General features: G+C 71.3%; 16 protein-coding genes. 13 read left to right on the top strand and 3 right to left on the bottom strand.

What is annotated here, in order from left to right; all coding sequences use genetic code 11:
• Positions 1 to 63: 63 nt before the first annotated feature.
• The 3 genes from bioB to bioD are packed head-to-tail and all read left to right on the top strand — an operon-like array spanning position 64 to position 3,326.
• Complete coding sequence (gene bioB, locus OIC96_RS41120) at positions 64 to 1,317, top strand: biotin synthase BioB (protein WP_330302956.1); 1,254 nt, start codon at positions 64 to 66, stop codon at positions 1,315 to 1,317.
• Positions 1,310 to 2,608 (top strand): adenosylmethionine--8-amino-7-oxononanoate transaminase, encoded by a 1,299-nt coding sequence (locus OIC96_RS41115; protein WP_330302957.1) that lies wholly within the window; start codon positions 1,310 to 1,312, stop codon positions 2,606 to 2,608. The genes bioB and OIC96_RS41115 overlap by 8 nt, the downstream gene beginning before the upstream one ends.
• 1 nt (position 2,609) lies before the next feature.
• Positions 2,610 to 3,326 carry a dethiobiotin synthase gene (gene bioD / locus OIC96_RS41110; RefSeq protein WP_330302958.1) on the top strand — a complete coding sequence of 239 codons (717 nt, stop codon included), beginning with the start codon at positions 2,610 to 2,612 and terminating at the stop codon, positions 3,324 to 3,326.
• A 75-nt stretch (positions 3,327 to 3,401) separates the two neighbouring features.
• Here bioD and OIC96_RS41105 read toward each other — a convergent pair whose 3' ends face one another.
• Complete coding sequence (locus OIC96_RS41105; RefSeq protein ID WP_406502242.1) at positions 3,402 to 5,618, bottom strand: helix-turn-helix transcriptional regulator; 2,217 nt, start codon at positions 5,616 to 5,618, stop codon at positions 3,402 to 3,404.
• 117 nt (positions 5,619 to 5,735) lie between these two features.
• Between OIC96_RS41105 and OIC96_RS41100 the strand changes: the two genes are divergently transcribed.
• Together OIC96_RS41100 and OIC96_RS41095 are read left to right on the top strand one after the other, a co-directional pair.
• A complete protein-coding gene (locus OIC96_RS41100) occupies positions 5,736 to 6,422 on the top strand; it encodes an esterase/lipase family protein (RefSeq protein ID WP_330302959.1) in 687 nt (228 codons plus the stop codon).
• Positions 6,423 to 6,501: 79 nt separating this feature from the next.
• Positions 6,502 to 7,188, top strand: coding sequence for a class I SAM-dependent methyltransferase (locus OIC96_RS41095; protein ID WP_330302960.1), 687 nt, complete (start codon positions 6,502 to 6,504; stop codon positions 7,186 to 7,188).
• Here the strand turns inward: OIC96_RS41095 and OIC96_RS41090 are convergent, their stop codons facing one another.
• Both OIC96_RS41090 and OIC96_RS41085 read right to left on the bottom strand, forming a co-directional pair.
• A complete protein-coding gene (locus OIC96_RS41090; RefSeq protein WP_327427024.1) occupies positions 7,189 to 7,563 on the bottom strand; it encodes a fic family toxin-antitoxin system, toxin component in 375 nt (124 codons plus the stop codon).
• A gap of 4 nt (positions 7,564 to 7,567) precedes the next feature.
• Positions 7,568 to 7,807 carry a toxin-antitoxin system HicB family antitoxin gene (locus tag OIC96_RS41085; protein WP_330302961.1) on the bottom strand — a complete coding sequence of 80 codons (240 nt, stop codon included), beginning with the start codon at positions 7,805 to 7,807 and terminating at the stop codon, positions 7,568 to 7,570.
• Between the two features lie 218 nt (positions 7,808 to 8,025).
• On the opposite strand from OIC96_RS41085, the gene OIC96_RS41080 reads away from it, so the two are divergent.
• From OIC96_RS41080 to OIC96_RS41045, 8 genes are all read left to right on the top strand, one after another.
• Positions 8,026 to 8,907: an ABC transporter ATP-binding protein gene (locus OIC96_RS41080; protein ID WP_330302962.1), complete on the top strand. Its 882-nt coding sequence runs from the start codon at positions 8,026 to 8,028 to the stop codon at positions 8,905 to 8,907.
• A 7-nt stretch (positions 8,908 to 8,914) separates the two neighbouring features.
• A complete protein-coding gene (locus OIC96_RS41075; RefSeq protein ID WP_330302963.1) occupies positions 8,915 to 11,482 on the top strand; it encodes an ABC transporter permease in 2,568 nt (855 codons plus the stop codon).
• An 80-nt stretch (positions 11,483 to 11,562) separates the two neighbouring features.
• Positions 11,563 to 12,489, top strand: a complete 927-nt coding sequence (locus OIC96_RS41070; RefSeq protein ID WP_330302964.1) for an LLM class F420-dependent oxidoreductase — start codon at positions 11,563 to 11,565, stop codon at positions 12,487 to 12,489.
• A gap of 78 nt (positions 12,490 to 12,567) precedes the next feature.
• The gene (locus OIC96_RS41065) at positions 12,568 to 12,993 is read left to right on the top strand and encodes a GNAT family N-acetyltransferase (RefSeq protein WP_330302965.1); all 426 of its coding nucleotides are present in this window, start codon (positions 12,568 to 12,570) and stop codon (positions 12,991 to 12,993) included.
• Positions 12,994 to 13,154: 161 nt separating this feature from the next.
• Positions 13,155 to 14,498 carry a hemolysin family protein gene (locus tag OIC96_RS41060; protein WP_330302966.1) on the top strand — a complete coding sequence of 448 codons (1,344 nt, stop codon included), beginning with the start codon at positions 13,155 to 13,157 and terminating at the stop codon, positions 14,496 to 14,498.
• Positions 14,495 to 15,508: a hemolysin family protein gene (locus OIC96_RS41055; protein ID WP_330302967.1), complete on the top strand. Its 1,014-nt coding sequence runs from the start codon at positions 14,495 to 14,497 to the stop codon at positions 15,506 to 15,508. The genes OIC96_RS41060 and OIC96_RS41055 overlap by 4 nt, the downstream gene beginning before the upstream one ends.
• 124 nt (positions 15,509 to 15,632) lie before the next feature.
• Entirely contained in the window at positions 15,633 to 16,415 is a 783-nt protein-coding gene (locus OIC96_RS41050; protein ID WP_330302968.1) for an SGNH/GDSL hydrolase family protein, read from the top strand.
• A gap of 108 nt (positions 16,416 to 16,523) precedes the next feature.
• Positions 16,524 to 16,862 (top strand): DUF4326 domain-containing protein, encoded by a 339-nt coding sequence (locus OIC96_RS41045; RefSeq protein WP_330302969.1) that lies wholly within the window; start codon positions 16,524 to 16,526, stop codon positions 16,860 to 16,862.
• The last annotated feature ends 88 nt before the right edge of the window (positions 16,863 to 16,950 follow it).

The following is a 16,950-nucleotide window of genomic DNA, read 5'->3' as shown; positions in this document are numbered from 1 at the left end:
ACCGTGTCTCTTGTGCAAAGTCTCCTTGGCCGGGAGCGGTCGCATAGGCAAGGATCGGATCTCATGGACCTGCTGAACACGCTGGTGGACAAGGGGCTTCGGCGCGAGCTGCCGACCCGCGACGAGGCGCTGGCCGTACTGGCCACCTCCGACGACGACGTGCTCGACGTGGTGGCCGCGGCCGGCAAGGTACGCCGCCACTGGTTCGGCCGACGGGTGAAACTGAACTATCTCGTCAACCTGAAGTCGGGCCTGTGCCCCGAGGACTGCTCGTACTGTTCGCAGCGGCTCGGCTCCAAGGCCGAGATCCTGAAGTACACCTGGCTCAAGCCGGACGAGGCCTCGCAGGCCGCGGCTGCCGGGCTCGCCGGGGGCGCCAAGCGGGTCTGCCTGGTGGCCAGCGGCCGCGGTCCGACGGACCGTGACGTGGCCCGGGTGTCCGACACCATCAAGGCGATCAAGGACCAGAACGAGAACGTCGAGGTGTGCGCCTGCCTCGGCCTGCTCTCCGACGGCCAGGCCGAGCGGCTGCGCGAGGCGGGCGCGGACGCGTACAACCACAACCTGAACACGTCCGAGGGGACGTACGGGGACATCACGACCACGCACACGTACGCCGACCGGGTGGACACGGTCCAGAAGGCGCACGCGGCGGGTCTGTCCGCCTGCTCGGGCCTGATCGCGGGCATGGGCGAGTCGGACGAGGACCTGGTCGACGTCGTCTACTCGCTCCGCGAGCTCGACCCCGACTCCGTCCCGGTGAACTTCCTGATCCCCTTCGAGGGCACCCCGCTCGCCAAGGAGTGGAACCTCACCCCGCAGCGCTGTCTGCGCATCCTCGCGATGGTCCGTTTCGTCTGCCCGGACGTCGAGGTCCGCATCGCGGGCGGCCGTGAGGTCCATCTGCGCACCATGCAGCCGCTGGCCCTGAACCTGGCCAACTCGATCTTCCTCGGCGACTACCTCACCAGTGAGGGCCAGGCCGGCAAGGCGGACCTCGACATGATCGCGGACGCCGGCTTCGAGGTGGAGGGCGCGGGCGAGGTGACACTGCCGGAGCACCGGGTTCCGGTGGGTGGGGGCTGCGGCTCGCACGCGGAGGCCGGGTGCGGCTCGCACGAGGGTGCCGGCTGCGGTTCGCACGAGGGTGCGGGGTGCGGGTCCCACGCGGGGGGCGGTGTGTGCGGTTCCGCTTCGGTGGCCGCCTCGGCTGCCGCGGTTCCCGCGGCTTCCGCGGAGAAGCCCTCCGACGCGCGCACCGACCTCGTCGCCGTACGCCGCCGAGGTGCCGGAACGGATCTCGCGCCCAATGCCTGAGCCGTCCGGGCTGTCGGTGCGTGAGCTGCTCGACCTCGACCGCCGGCACGTCTGGCATCCGTACGGCCCCATGCCGGGCCGCCAGGAGCCGCTCGTCGTGGAGTCGGCGAGCGGCGTACGTCTGAAGCTGCGCACGGCGGATGGAGCCGGGGACGACGTCGTGGACGGCATGTCGTCCTGGTGGTCGGCCATCCACGGCTACAACCACCCGGTGCTCAACGACGCGGCGCGCGGCCAGCTGGAGCGCATGAGCCATGTGATGTTCGGCGGGCTCACGCACGAGCCCGCCGTTCAGCTGGCGAAGCGTCTTGTCGACATGTCACCCGCGGGGCTGGAGCATGTCTTCCTCGCCGACTCCGGCTCGGTCTCCGTCGAGGTCGCCGTCAAGATGTGCCTCCAGCACTGGCGCTCGCTCGGCCGACCCGGCAAGCAGCGGCTGCTGACCTGGCGCGGCGGCTACCACGGCGACACCTGGCAGCCGATGTCGGTGTGCGACCCCGAGGGCGGGATGCACGAGCTGTGGCAGGGCGTGCTGCAACGGCAGGTGTTCGCCGACGCGCCGCCCGTCGCGTACGAGGAGTCGTACGCCGATCACCTGCGCGAGCTGATCGAGCGGCACGCCGACGAACTGGCCGCGGTGATCGTGGAGCCGGTGGTGCAGGGCGCGGGCGGGATGCGGTTCCACTCCCCCGACTACCTGCGGGTGCTGCGCGAGGCGTGCGACGCGCACGACGTGCTGCTGGTCTTCGACGAGATCGCGACCGGCTTCGGCCGCACGGGCGCGCTGTTCGCGGCGGACCACGCGGGCGTGACGCCGGACGTGATGTGCGTGGGCAAGGCGCTGACCGGCGGCTATATGACGATGGCGGCGACGCTGTGCACCGCGCGCGTGGCCGACGGCATCTCGCGCGGCGAGGTCCCGGTCCTCGCTCACGGCCCGACCTTCATGGGCAACCCGCTCGCCGCCGCGGTGGCCTGCGCCTCGATCGACCTGCTGCTCGGCCAGGACTGGCAGGCCGAGGTCAAGCGCATCGAGGCGGGGCTGCGGGAAGGCCTGTCGGAGGCCGCGTCCTTGCCCGGTGTCCGGGACGTACGCGTCCTCGGCGCCATCGGTGTCGTCCAGCTCGACCACGAGGTGGACATGAAAGCGGCGACGGCGGCCGCCGTGCGCGAGGGCGTGTGGCTGCGGCCGTTCCGCGACCTCGTCTACACGATGCCGCCGTACGTCACGGGCGACATGGACGTCGCACGGATCACGCGCGCGGTGTGCGCGGCTGCGCGGGAGGGATGACATGCCGGTACTGGTGATCACGGGGACGGGCACGGAGGTCGGCAAGACGGTCACGACCGCCGCCGTCGCCGCGGTGGCCGTCGCCGCCGGGCGGTCCGTGGCCGTGCTCAAGCCCGCACAGACCGGTGTACGTCCGGACGAGCGCGGCGACGCCGACGAGGTGGCCCGGCTCGCGGGCCGCGTCACCACGCTCGAACTCGCCCGCTATCCGGAGCCGTTGGCCCCCGCGACGGCTGCCCGCCGAGCGGGTATGACGGCCGTGCGCCCGCAGCAGGTGGCGGAGGCCGCGGCCAAGCTCGCCACCGAGCACGACCTGGTACTGGTCGAGGGTGCGGGCGGCCTGCTCGTACGCTTCGACGACGAGGGCGGCACACTGGCGGACGCGGCGCGGCTCCTCGACGCACCCGTTCTGGTGGTCGCGTCGGCGGGCCTGGGCACGCTGAACACGACGGAACTGACAGCTCATGAACTGCGCCTCCGGGGGTTGGACTTCGCCGGCGTAGTCATCGGCAGCTGGCCCAAAGACGCGGACCTGGCGTCCCGTTGCAACCTCGCGGACCTCCCGGAGGTGTCCGCCACCCCCCTGCTCGGCGCGGTGCCGTCGGGCGCGGGTGCCTACACCCCGGCCGACTTCCGTGCGGGGTCACCGAGTTGGCTCGCCCCCCGACTGGGCGGCACCTGGAACGCGAACACGTTCACTTCGGCACAGGAAGTCTGAGCGCCCCGTAAGGGGCGCGGGGAACTGCGCGAGCAACCCCCACCGACCCGCAGCCGGCCAACAACCGGAGAGCGCTCACCCCTCCCCCAGCAACCTCACCAACTCGATCCGCGACCGAATCCCCAACCGCGCGAAAACTCCCCGCAGATGGTGGTCAATGGTCCGCGGACTCAAGGCGAGCCGAGCCGCGATCTCCCGGTTGGTCGCCCCGTCCGCAGCCATCCGCGCCACCATCAACTGCTGCGCGGTCAGCAGTCCCGCCAGATCACCAGCACCCCCCGCGATGGCAGCCGGCTCCCCCAGCACCCGAAGTTCCCCCCGAGCCTGCGCGGCCCATGGCGGCGCCCCGAAGTACTCGAACGCTTCGAGCGCGCTGTGCAGCCGGTCACGCGCCTCCGTACGGCGCCGCAGCCGCCGCAGCGCCCCGCCGAACAGCAGCTCCGTACGGGCGCGTTCGAAGTCGCGGGTTCCGGAGGCGTGCAGGTCGAGGGCGGTGCGGTAGTGGTCCACGGCCTCGTCACCACCCGCGAGGAGGGCGTGGCAGCGCGCGCTGAGGGCCAGGTCGTCCGCGCTGCGCACGGTGCGCGCCCAGTGGTCGTAGTCGGCGTGGGCGGCCCGGGCGACCCGGGTGTCGCCGGTGCGGACGGCGGCCTCGACGTAGAGCGGGGTCGCGAGGTGCCGGATGGCCCGGTGTCCGTGGCCGGGGCCGAACCCGGCGAGGGCGCGCAGCCGGGCCGCGGAGGCGGCGAAGCGGCCGGCGCCGAGGTCGAGGAGGGCGAGCGCGAACAGGGCCAGCGCGGCGGGGAGGCCGAGCCCGCGCTCCAGGGCGTAGGAGCGGGCGGCCTCGGCACGCTCCCGGCAGACGTCGTCGTCGCCGGTGACGGCGGCGAACATGGCGAGGGCGGCCTGGAGATGACAGGCCCCGTTGTCCTGTCCGGTGGCGTACGCCTGGTGCAGTGCCTCCAGGGCGGCGGCCTCGGCGGCCCGCGGGCGCCCGGTCCAGAAGTCGGCGTAGGCACGGAACTCCATGGCCTGCGGCACGGTGGCCGCCTCGCCCCTGGCCTTGGCCGCGGCGGCTGCGCGGACGGCCGCGGTGGCGGCTCCGGTGTGGTCGCCGAGCAGCAGGGCCGCGATCCCGGAGTGGATCAGCAGGGTGGGGTCGCCACCGGGACCGCACCGTCCGGCGGCGGCCTTCAGCACATCGCGCGCGTCGTCGTAGCGGCCCTCGAAGGCGGCGGCGAGGCCGCCCAGCGTGCCCGGCGGCACGATCCCGAGCCGGTCGGCGACGGCGGCCGCCTCCCGGCAGCGCCGCAAGTCGCCGGTGTAGATGGCGGCTTCGGTGGCCCGGGCGAGGAGGTGGGCGGGGGCGTCGGGGGCATGGGACGCCGCCGCGCCGCCGCCGGCGTACCGCGCCGCGGCCGTGAGCAGCGCGTCGAACGCGTCGGTCGCGTCGCCCGCGCGCAGGGCGAGCAGGCCGCTCAGGGCCTCGTCATGGGTGTACACGGCGAGGCGGCGGGCGCGGTCGCCGTCGCCGGACCGCCAGGCGTCGGCGGCGGCGCGGGACAGCAGCCGGCTCCGCTCCTGCGGGTCGGGCGACAGCGTGGCGGCGCGTTCGACGAGGGCGCAGGCCAGGGCGTGTTCGCCCGCGCCGCGCGCCGTGTGTGCGGCGGCGCGGAGTTCCGCCGCGAGCCGTCGGCTGGGGCCGAGCGCGGCGGCACCCCGGTGCCAGGACCGCCGGGGTGACTCGCCCTCTCCGCGCAGGACGCGGGCGAGCAGTTGATGGACGGCGCGCCGGTCCGTCGCGGAGGCGGTCTCGTAGGCCGCGATCCGGGTCCAGTGATCGCGGAACACGAGTCCGCCGGCGGTGGTGTGGGCGAGCCCGGCCACATCGGCGACGTCGAGCGGCCGGGTGTCGAGCCGGGCCGCGGTGACGGCGCGCAGGAAGGCGTGGGTGGGGACCGGGTACTGGTCGGCCGCCGCGAGGAGCAGCAGGAAGCGGGTGCCGTCGGGCAGGACGCGGACCTCCTGCCGACTGCTGCGCAGGAGCGCCGACGGCTGCGCGGGAAGCGGGTCCAGCCCGGCGCGTTGACGCTCGGTCAGCACCGAGGCGAGCTCGGCGGCAGCACGGGCGTCTCCGTGGGCGGCGCGCAGGATCCGTACGCGTACGCCCTCCGGAAGTCCTTCGGGACGTTGTTGGACGCCTTCAGGAAGTGGGGTGCCGACACGCTGCCACGCGCGCGGGAGCTGCGGTGGCGAAGCGTGCGGGAGAGGCGGGGGGTTCACCGAAGTCACCACACGTAAGACGTTACTGGCGAGTTAACTGGCAAGTAAAGACCGGCGATTTCACCGATGCGGCGCGCGTAGACCCGCCTGACACTCCAGGCAACCCCACCCGTTCCAGGAGGCACCATGCAACGCCGCATGCGCCGTATGGCCGCGTTCTTCTCCGCAGTGGCCGCCGCGCTCCTTCTGTCGCTCTCCCTGTCCGCTGCGCCCGCCCAGGCCGCCACCCACAACCCCGTGGTCTTCGTGCACGGCCTCAGTAGTTCGTCGAGCAGCTGGGACGACTGGATCGCCGACTTCGAGGCCGACGGCTACTCCTCTTCCGAGCTGTTCGCCTGGTCGTACGACTGGTCGCAGTCGAACGTGACCACCGCCCAGCAACTGGCCACCGAGGTCAAGAGCGTGCTCGCGCAGACCGGTGCCTCGAAGGTCGACCTGGTCGTGCACTCCATGGGCGCACTCAGCGCGCGCTACTACCTCAAGAACCTCGGCGGGACGTCGTACGTCGACGACTTCGTCTCCTCCGCGGGGGTGAACCATGGGACGACCGTCGCCTCGTGGTGCACGTGGCTGTATACGTCCTGTGCCGAGATGTACACCGGCAGCTCGTTCCTGACGTCGCTGAACTCCGGTGACGAGACGCCGGGCAGCGTCTCGTACGCCAGCTACTGGTCGAACTGCGACGACGCGCTCACCCCGGACACCACCGCGATCCTGTCCGGCGCCACCAATGTGGAGGTCGGCTGCATCTCGCACACCGACATGAACAACGATTACGGCGTCTACGAACAGGTGCGCGACTTCATCGCCTGACGCGCGACGCGTGTGGCGGGCGTCCTGGGGGGACAATCACGGTAAGGCCCGTCCTCCCGGGAGGTCCGCCATGCCCCTCATGCCGCTCCGATCAGCCGCCTCCGGCAAGGTGGCGCGGGACGCCGTGCACCATCCGCTGTTCGCCCGTTACTACGCCCGCATCAGTGTGACCGCCGAGACCCGGTGGGGCGTGGGCGGCGTACGCGAGCGGCTGCTCGCCGGGCTGTCCGGGCGGGTCATCGAGATCGGCGCGGGCAACGGTCTGAACTTCGCGCACTATCCGGGCACCGTCTCGGAGGTCGTGGCCATCGAACCCGAGCGGCTGCTGCGGCAGTTGGCGGTGGAGGCCGCTCTCCGCTCCGACGTCCCTGTCGACGTGGTGCCGGGCGCGGCGGAGGCCCTGCCGGTCAAGAGCGAGGCGTTCGACGCGGCCGTGGTCTCGCTGGTCCTGTGCAGCGTCCGCGATGTGCCGCGCGCCCTCGCCGAACTGCGGCGCGTGCTGCGACCCGGCGGCACCCTGCGGTTCTTCGAGCACGGCAAGGGCGGCGGGCGCGCGATGGCGTACACGCAGCGCGGCCTGGACCGCACGGTGTGGCCGCGGCTGAACGGCGGCTGCCATCTGTCCCGCGACCCGGTCGCCGCGCTGCGCGACGCCGGGTTCGAACTCGGCCCGTACCGGCGGATGCTGATGCCGGAGAAGGGGCCCCGGCTGCCCACCTCGTACTGCGTACTGGGCACCGCGCGCCGCCCCGAGGCCGACACGTAGTCACAGACTCCACTGCCGCAGGACGTGTGCGATGTCCTGCACCGTGGCCTCGCCGCCCTTCACCAGGCGGGCGAGTTCGCGCACCTGCTCGGGGGAGGTGACGACCTTGAGGCCACTGGCGACGAGATAGGCGTACGCGACGGCCGAGGCGAACATCGCGTTGGAGCGTTCGAGCGCCGGTACGTGCAGCAGGAGCTGGAGCAGCGCGGCGGCGCGGGCGTGCGGGCTGTCGTAGACGGGAATGCCGAATATCTCCGCCTCGTGCCGGCTGACGGCGGCGACGAGGGCTCCCCAGTCGGTGACCTGGGGGTCTCCGGGCGTGTTCCGTTCGGCGATCATGAGAAGCCAGGCAAGGTCGACTCTGAGACTGCTCAAGGGATCAACGACGACCTTCGCGCGTGCCTTCTCGGTCCGCGCCGAATTCCTCGACGAAGACGTTCTCGTACTGCTTCATGAAATCGGCGGCGGCCTCCACGAAGGTGTGGCCCACCTCCCCGGTGTCCTGTCTGACCAGCTCTTCGATGTAGCGGTTCACACTCATCCCGCGCTCCAGGGCTCGCTCGCGGGCGGCGCGGGCCGTGCCCTCGTCCACCCGTACGTTCAGCTGAGTCTTCGCCATGCTTTCAAGCTAGCGCCGGATTGCTAGCACCGACAAGAGGGCCCCGGTGGACGCGAGGGTGGAGAGCGCCGGTGGAGAGTGCCCCTTACACGGGTATCGGGGGCAGGACCTGGGGCGGAGACCGCCCGACACCTCGGGGGGATACCAAGTGTGCCCCCGATCACATTAGGCTCGGCCGCGACAAGGGAGTCAGGACGTCCATCACCAAGGAGGCGGCCTTGTCCACACCTGCTGCGGAGCACGCCGTCGGCCGCGCGGAGGCGGACGGAATCGCCGCCCGCGCACGCGGCCTGACGAAGGCGTACGGCTCGGGCGAGACGGCGGTGCTCGCCCTCGACTCGGTCGACGTGGACATCGCGCGTGGCCGCTTCACCGCGGTCATGGGCCCGTCGGGCTCGGGAAAATCCACCCTCATGCACTGTCTGGCGGGGCTCGACACCGTCTCGGCCGGACAGGTGTGGCTGGGCGACACCGAGATCACCGGACTGAAGGACCGCGAGCTGACCCGGCTGCGACGGGACCGGATCGGCTTCATGTTCCAGTCGTTCAACCTGATCCCGACGCTGAACGCGGCCGAGAACATCACGCTGCCGATGGACATCGCGGGTCAGAAGCCCGACCAGAAGTGGCTGGACCAGGTCATCGACACGCTCGGTCTGCGCGACCGGCTGAGGCACCGGCCCGCGCAGCTGTCCGGCGGCCAGCAGCAGCGCGTCGCCTGCGCCCGGGCGCTCGCCTCGCGGCCCGAGCTGATCTTCGCCGACGAGCCGACCGGCAACCTCGACTCCCGCGCGGGGCTCGAAGTCCTCGGCTTCCTGCGCGAGGCGGTCGACGAACTGGGCCAGACCGTCGTCATGGTCACCCACGATCCCGGCGCGGCCGCCCACTCCGACCTGGTGCTCTTCCTCGGGGACGGGCGGATCGTGGACGAGATGGAGCGGCCCACGGCGGAGGCGGTCCTGGAAAGAATGAAGCGGTTCGACACGATCCGGGTGACCTTCGACGGCGTGGGCGGCCCGGGTGAGGCGACTTCCGACAGCGCGTCCGGTGCCGTATCGGGTGACAGCGGCTCCGGCGACGTAATCCTCGACAAGGACTGAGGCGTTCGTGCTCAAGGCGACTCTGCGGAGCTTTCTCGCGCACAAGGGGCGGCTCCTGCTCTCGGCGCTGGCCGTCGTGCTGTCGGTGGCGTTCGTCGCCGGCAGTCTCATCTTCTCGGACACAGTGACGCGCACCTTCGACCGGCTGTTCGCCTCCACCGCGGCCGATGTGACCGTGGAGCCGAAGAACGACCTCACCTCGCAGATCCCGACCGGCGCCACCCAGACCGTGCCCGCCGCGCTCGCGGACCGGCTGACGAAGGTCGACGGCGTCGCGGCCACTCATGTGGACGTGGATGTCGAGAACGCCACGGTCGTGGACAGCAAGCACAAATCGGTCGGACCGACGACGGGCGCGCCGACCATCGTCACCAACTGGGAGGTCACCAAACGCAGTCCGGTCAAGCTGACCTCCGGACACGAGCCGAAGGGAGACGGCGAGGCACTCCTGGACGCGGACACCGCCAAGAAGAAGCACGTCCGTATCGGTGACACCCTGACGGTGCAGGCGCAGCCCGGCCAGTTCAAGGTGCGGATCGTCGGCATCGCCACCTTCACGACGACCAACCCCGGCGCCGCGCTGATCTTCCTCGACACCCCGACCGCACAGACCAGACTGCTGGGCAGCCCGGACGCCGCCACAAGCATTTCCGTGGACGCGGCGCCGGGTGTCAGCGATGCCCAGCTCAAGCAGCGCGTCGCCGCCGAACTCGACACGAAAGCCTACGACTTGAAGACGGCCTCCGAGCAGGCCAAGTCCGCCGCCGCCCAGCTCGGCGGATTCCTCGACGTGATCAAGTACGTGATGCTCGGCTTCGCCGGGATCGCCGTGCTCGTGGGTGTCTTCCTCATCGTCAACACCTTCTCGATGCTCATCGCCCAACGCACCCGAGAGCTGGGCCTGTTGCGGGCGCTCGGCGCCGACCGGCGCCAGGTGCGCCGCTCCGTGCTCACCGAGGCACTGCTGCTCGGCCTGGTCGGTTCCACGCTGGGACTCGCCGCGGGAATCGGGCTCGCGGTGGGGCTGATCAAGCTCATGACCGCGTTCGGCATGAACCTCAAGTCCACCGAGATGGTGATCGGTTGGGCGACACCCGTCTCGGCGTACGTCGTCGGGGTCGGCGTCACGTTCGTGGCGGCGTACCTCCCGGCCAGGCGCGCGGCCGGCGTCTCCCCCATGGCGGCCCTCGCGGACGCCGAAGTCGCCGGTGTGGGACGGCCGCTCCGGGTGCGCGCCGTGGTGGGCTCGGTCGTCGGCGCGGCCGGTGTCGTCGCGCTCGCGGGGTGCGTCGCCTCGTCGAAGACGTCGACGGCCGCCTCCCTGCTGGGACTTGGGGTCGTCCTGACGCTCATCGCGACGGTGATCGCGGGGCCGCTCCTGGTCAGGCCGGTGATCCGGGTCCTGGGCGGGGCCTTCCCCGCGCTCTTCGGCTCGGTCGGCCGGATGAGCCAGCGCAACGCGCTGCGCAATCCACGGCGCACGGGCGCCACCGCGGCCGCCCTGATGGTGGGACTCGCCCTGGTCGGCGGGATGTCCGTGGCCAGCGCGTCCATGAGCAAGTCCTTCGACCAGCAGATCGACAAGACGCTGGGCGCCGACTTCGTGATCCAGAACAGCAACTTCGTGCCGTTCACGCAGGAGCTCACCGACAAGGTGCGCGGCACGCAGGGCGCCGGGCTCGTGGTCCGCCAGCGGTTCACGCCGGTCGCCGTGCGGCTGCCGGACGGCAAGAGGATCGAGACGACCGCCGCCGCCTACGATCCACGGCTCGACGAGGTCGCCCGCATCACCTATGCCCAGGGGGACACGGCGGCGGCGCTCGCCGACGGGCACATCGCCATGGACGTGAAGTTCGCGCGGAAGCACGGCGTACGCGTCGGCAGCACGATCCCGGTCGAGTTCCCCGCCGGACGGAAGACCGAGTTGACCGTGGGGGCGCTCAGCGATCAGGACGCCGCCGAGGGCTTCGGCATGCAGGGCGGCCTGTACTTCGGCTTCGGCACGATCGAGAAGTACCTGCCCGGCGGACAGGACTCCGCGCTGTACGTGAACGCCGCCTCGGGCACCAGCGCCGATCAGTTGCGCGCGCATCTGAAGAAGACGCTGGCTCCGTATCCGCAGGTGCAGGCCCTCGACCAGGCCGACTACAAGAAGCTGATCCACGATCAGATCGCCGTGCTGCTCTACCTCGTGTACGCACTGCTCGGGCTCGCGATCGTCATCGCGGTGCTCGGCGTCGTGAACACGCTGGCCCTGTCGGTCGTCGAGCGCACCCGGGAGATCGGACTGCTGCGCGCCATCGGGCTCGCCCGGCGGCAGCTGCGCCGGATGATCCGTCTGGAGTCGGTGGTGATCGCCGTGTTCGGCGCGGTCCTCGGCCTGGCGTTGGGGCTGGTCTGGGGCGTGTGTGTGCAGCAAGTGCTGGCGCTGCAGGGCATGAAGGCGTTCGCCATCCCCTGGACGACGCTCATCGCGGTCGTGGTCGGTTCGGCGGTCGTGGGCATCGTGGCGGCACTGCTGCCGGCGTTGCGTGCATCCCGCATGAATGTGCTGGCGGCGATCGCGCACGAGTGATGTACTCGCGCCAGGTCCGCTGACGCGCTCGCGACCTGTCCGCCCCTCGCGCGCAAGTCGCTTGTGAATGAGGAGAGTTCATGCCGCAGCCCTCACGTCCCTTCCGCTTCGGCGTCAACATGCTCACCCCCGCGCCCGCCGACGAGTGGCGTGCGAAGTGCCGCCGGGCCGAGGAGCTCGGCTACGACGTGATCACGGTGGCCGACCATCTCGGCATGCCCGCCCCGTTCCCCGCCCTGGTCGCCGCCGCCGAGGCGACCGAGCGGCCCCGCCTCGGCACGTTCGTGCTCAACGCGGGCTTCTGGAACCCGGCGCTGCTGGCCCGCGAGGTGGCCACCACGGACGCGCTGACGGGCGGCCGCCTCGAACTCGGCCTGGGGACCGGCTACGTACAGGCGGAGCACGAGACGGCGGGTCTGCCCTGGGGTTCGCCGCGTGAGCGGGTCGACCATCTCCGGCATACGGTCGAGGAGTTGGACCGGCTCCTCGACTCGGACGGACTCCCCCACTCCCGACTGCGGTCGAGCGGGGGGACCCCCATGCCGCAGGCCGTGCAGAAGCCTCGCGTTCCGCTGTTGATCGGCGCCATGGGCGACCGGATGCTGCGGTTCACCGCCGAGCACGCGGACATCGCCGCGTTCACCGGCGCGCGCACCAATCCGAGCGGCAGGCTGGAGCCACTCACGGCCGGGGAACTCGACGAACGCGTCGCCACGTACCGGCGGTTCGCCGCCGGACGCACCGAGCCCGCCGAGCTCAACCTGCTGATCCAGATCGTCATCGTCACCGACGACCGCGGCGCCGCCATTCAGGAGTGGCTGCCCCGCATCCCCCAGCTGACCGAACAACAGGTCCTGGATCTGCCGATCGTCCTGGTGGGGACCCTGGAACAGCTCGTCGAGCGGGTGCGAGCGCAGCGGGAACGGTACGGGGTCTCGTATCTGACCGTCCTGGAACCGAACATGGAGGCGTTCGCTCCCGTCGTCGAGGCACTGAGCGGCGAGTGACCGTCGGCCTCCCGCGGTGATGGTGTCCGGATCGTGGAATTCCGTGTCGCCAACCGGATCGAGTGATGGGATCGGCACATGAATGACCTGGGCATACGGGCCGCGACGCCCGACGACCTCGACACCGTGCTGGCTTTCTGGAAGGTGGCCGCCGAGGGCACGAGCATCAGTGACGACCGGACCGGCGTGGAGCGGCTCGTCGCCCGCGATCCCGAGGCGCTGATCCTCGCCGAGCACGACGGAGAGCTGGTGGGCACGGTGATCGCCGGCTTCGACGGCTGGCGGTGCCATCTCTACCGGCTCGCGGTGCACCCCGGGCGGCGGCGCCTCGGCATCGGCTCGGCGCTCCTCGCCGCCGCCGAGGAACGTTTCGTACGACTGGGAGGGCGTCGCGGGGACGCGATGGTGCTCCAGCGGAACGAGACCGCGCAGCACGCGTGGCGGGCCGCCGGGTACGGGCCCGAGGAGCAGTGGCGCCGCTGGGTGAAGCCGCTCACCGACTAGGGCCCACCACCCCACGAGAACCCTTTGCCGATCCTTTACTATTGGTGGATCATTCGATCCACCAAGGAAAGGTGTGAGCGTCCGCCCATGGGCGAGCCTCCCAGTACCCGACATCGCGCGATCCCCCCGCCCCTGGCCGATCATGGGACGGAGGTGACCCGATGACCGAAGTGCTCCTCCTCCTGGTGGCGGTTCTGCTCTCGCTGGCCTGCGGCGGCTTCGTCGCGGCGGAGTTCTCGCTGACCACGGTCGAGCGCAGCGAGCTGGAGCGCGCCGTGGAACGCGGTGAGCGCGGTGCGGCGGGCGCCCTCAAGGCCGTACGGAATCTGACCTTCCAGCTCTCCGGCGCCCAGCTCGGCATCACCGTCACCAACCTTGTCGTCGGCATGCTCTCCGAGGCGTCCATCGCCAAGCTGATCGCCGGCCCGCTGGAGTCGATCGGCATCTCGCCCTCGGCGTCGCGGTCGGTGGCGCTGGTCATCGGTACGGGCCTGTCGACGGTGTTCCTCATGGTGGTCGGCGAGCTCGTGCCCAAGAACTGGGCGATCTCCTCACCGCTCGCCATGGCCAAACACGTGGCCACGCCGCAGCGCTGGTTCAGCGCCGCGTTCCGCCCGTTCATCACGCATCTCAACAACACGGCGAACCATGTCGTACGCCGCTTCGGCCTGGAACCCGCCGAGGAGCTGGCCTCCGCGCGCGGACCCCAGGAACTGGTGGCCCTGGCCCGGCACTCCGCCAAGGAGGGCGCCCTGGAGGCGGACACCGCCGAGCTCTTCGTACGCACACTGAACCTCGCCGACCTGAGCGCCGAGAACGTGATGACCCCGCGCGTGCAGGTCATCGCGCTGGACGTCCAGGCGACCTGCGAGGACGTGGCGAACGCGACGCGGGCGACCGGGCTGTCCCGCTTCCCCGTCTACCGCGGCAATCTCGACTCGGTCGTCGGCGTCGCCCACATCAAGGACGTGCTGACCGTGGCCGCCGAGCGCCGGGCCCAGACATCCGTCGCCCAGATCCTGCGCGAGCCGCTGCTCGTCCCGGAGTCCCTGACCGTCGACCGGCTGCTCGACCGGCTGGCCGGCAAGCGCACCATGGCCGTGGTCATCGACGAGTACGGCGGTACGGCCGGGGTCGCCACCCTGGAGGACATCGTCGAGGAGGTCGTCGGCGAGGTGCGGGACGAGCACGACCCGCACGAGACGCCCGACCTGGCACCGGTCGGCACGGACGACGAGGGCCGCGCGCTGTACTCGGCCGACGGGTCGGCCCGCACCGACCAGCTCGCACGCGTCGGGCTGCGGGTGCCGGACGGACCGTACGAGACGCTGGCCGGTCTCATGGCGACCGAGCTCGGCCGCATTCCCGCCGTCGGGGACACCGTCGAGGCCGCCGGATGGCGGCTCGACGTGGTGGACGCCTCGGGGCGGCGGGCCGCGCGGGTGCTGCTGCACGCGCCGCGTGAGGACGAGCAGCCGCGCGACGAGGGGAAGGGTGCGCGATGACCGCCGTACAACTGCTGATCGGCCTCGCGACCCTGGTCGTGAACGGCTTCTTCGTGGGCGCCGAGTTCGCGCTGATCTCGGTGCGCCGCAGCCAGATAGAGCCGCACGCCGAGCAGGGCGACCGGCGGGCGCGCAGCGTGCTGTGGGGCCTGGAGCACGTGTCCGCGCTGCTGGCGGCCGCGCAGCTGGGCATCACCCTGTGCACCCTGGTCCTCGGCATCGTGGCCGAGCCCGCGATCGCGCACCTTCTGGAGCCGGTGTTCCACGCGGTGGGCATCTCGCAGAGCGCGGGCCACGCGGTCTCGTTCGTCATCGCGCTCACCCTGGCGACGTACCTGCACATGCTGCTCGGCGAGATGGTGCCGAAGAACATCGCCCTCGCGGAGCCGGTGCGTACCGCGCTGACGCTCGGCCCGCCGCTGGTCGCGCTCTCGCGCGCGCTGCGTCCGGTCATCTTCACGATCAACGCCTTCGCGAACGGGCTGCTCAAGCTGCTCAAGGTCGATGTGAAGAACGAGGTCGCGGCGACCTTCACGGACGACGAACTGGCCCGGCTGGTGAAGGACTCCGGCGCCGCCGGGCTCATCGACGTCCGCGCCCAGGAGCGGCTGCACGACGCGCTGGAGCTGGGCCGCCGGCCCGTGCAGGACGTCGTCCTCCCGCTGGAAAGCGTCGTCTACGCGAGCGTGGGCGTCACTCCTGACGAGCTGGAGCGGCTGTCCGCCGAGGCCGGCTTCTCCCGCTTCCCCGTCGTCGACGACGGCCGCCGCATCGTCGGCTATCTGCACGTCAAGGACGCGCTCGACGCCATGCCGCGCGACGTGCCGTTCCGGGTGGAGGACATGCGGCCCATCGCCCGCGTCCGGGAGAGCACTCCACTGGACGACGTGCTGACGGCGATGCGGCGCAGTCGTACGCATCTGGCGGCCGTCATGGGCAGCGACGGGCGGCTGGCGGGGCTCGTGACGATGGAGGACGTACTGAGGGAGCTGTTCGGGCAGCCGGTGTGAGGAACCTGGGGTTGGCGGTCGGCCTGAGTCGGCCGGCCGCCGGCCAAAGGTTTGATGGCCGCTGACCACAGTTGGTGGCCCGACCGACCGATGGGTATGCGTGCGGGTTACCATCTTTTCCGCCATGCAGACGAATGCCACTTACACCAGTCTTGTCGCGGTCGGCGACTCCTTCACCGAGGGCATGTCGGACCTGTTGCCCGACGGCTCGTACCGCGGCTGGGCCGATCTCCTCGCGGGCCGGATGGCCGCGCGGGCACCGGGATTCCGGTACGCCAACCTCGCGGTGCGCGGCAAGCTCATCGGGCAGATCGTCGACGAGCAGGTGGACGTGGCGGCCTCGATGCGGCCCGACGTGATCACGCTGGTCGGCGGGCTCAACGACACGCTGCGGCCCAAGGTCGACATGGGACGCGTCCGCGGTCTCCTGGAGGAGGCCGTGGAGCGGCTGGCCCCCGCCTGCGAGCAGCTCGTCCTGATGCGCAGCCCGGGCCGCAACGGCCCGGTGCTCGAACGCTTCAGGCCCCGCATGGAGGAGCTCTTCACCATCGTCGACGCCCTCGCGGAGCGGCACGGCGCGCTCGTGGTCGACCTGTATGGGGCGCCCTCGCTCGCCGACCCCCGTCTGTGGGACGTGGACCGGCTGCACCTGACGCCGGAGGGGCACCGTCGCGTCGCCGAGGCGGTATGGCAGACGCTCGGCTACGAACCGCAGGACGCTCAGTGGCGTACGCCGATGGCGGCCACCGCGCCGCCCGGCTGGGTCGCCCGCCGGACCGCCGACGCCCGCTTCGCCAAGCAGCACCTGCTGCCGTGGATCGGGCGGCGGCTGACGGGCCGCTCGTCGGGTGACGGGCTCCCGGCCAAGCGGCCGGAACTGCTGCCGTACGAGGGGCCTGTGGGGTAAGCGGCTCGGCTGGGAAGACCGGTGGGGTAGACAGGAGACGTCCGGCCGAAGGGACCGATGGGACCAGTCGGACCGAAGAGAGCCGGACGTCGGGCTGAAGGGAGCCGCATGCCCACCACCGTGATCAACCTCAAGGGCCGCATCCACGACTTCGGCCCCCGGCTGGAGAACGCGCCCGCGGACCTCGTCTACATCGGCCGCCGCTGGACCATGGGCCACTGGGATCTCCCGCAGCACGCGCTCTACAACCCATTCGCGTACGACACCCCCACCAAGAAGCGCGACGGCACCCGCGCCGAGATCATGGTCAAGTACCGGGCGTATCTCCTCGAACGCCCCGAGCTGCTCGCCCAGGTGCCCGCCCTGCGTGGCAGGACGCTGGCGTGCTGGTGCGCGCCCGAGCTGTGCCACGGCGACATCCTGGCGGAGCTGGCCGACGCCTCGTAGGTCACCCCCGTAGGTCACCCCCGTGGGTGTCCCCGGTGGCGGGGGCACGCCCGTGCCTGCTTGCTGGACCGAGAGGGGAATCGGGACA

Source organism: Streptomyces sp. NBC_00775, assembly GCF_036347135.1.
GTDB lineage: Bacteria > Actinomycetota > Actinomycetes > Streptomycetales > Streptomycetaceae > Streptomyces > Streptomyces lutosisoli.
The sequence above is the reverse complement of the archived record's forward strand: the minus strand, read 5'-3'. Positions and strand labels throughout refer to the sequence as shown.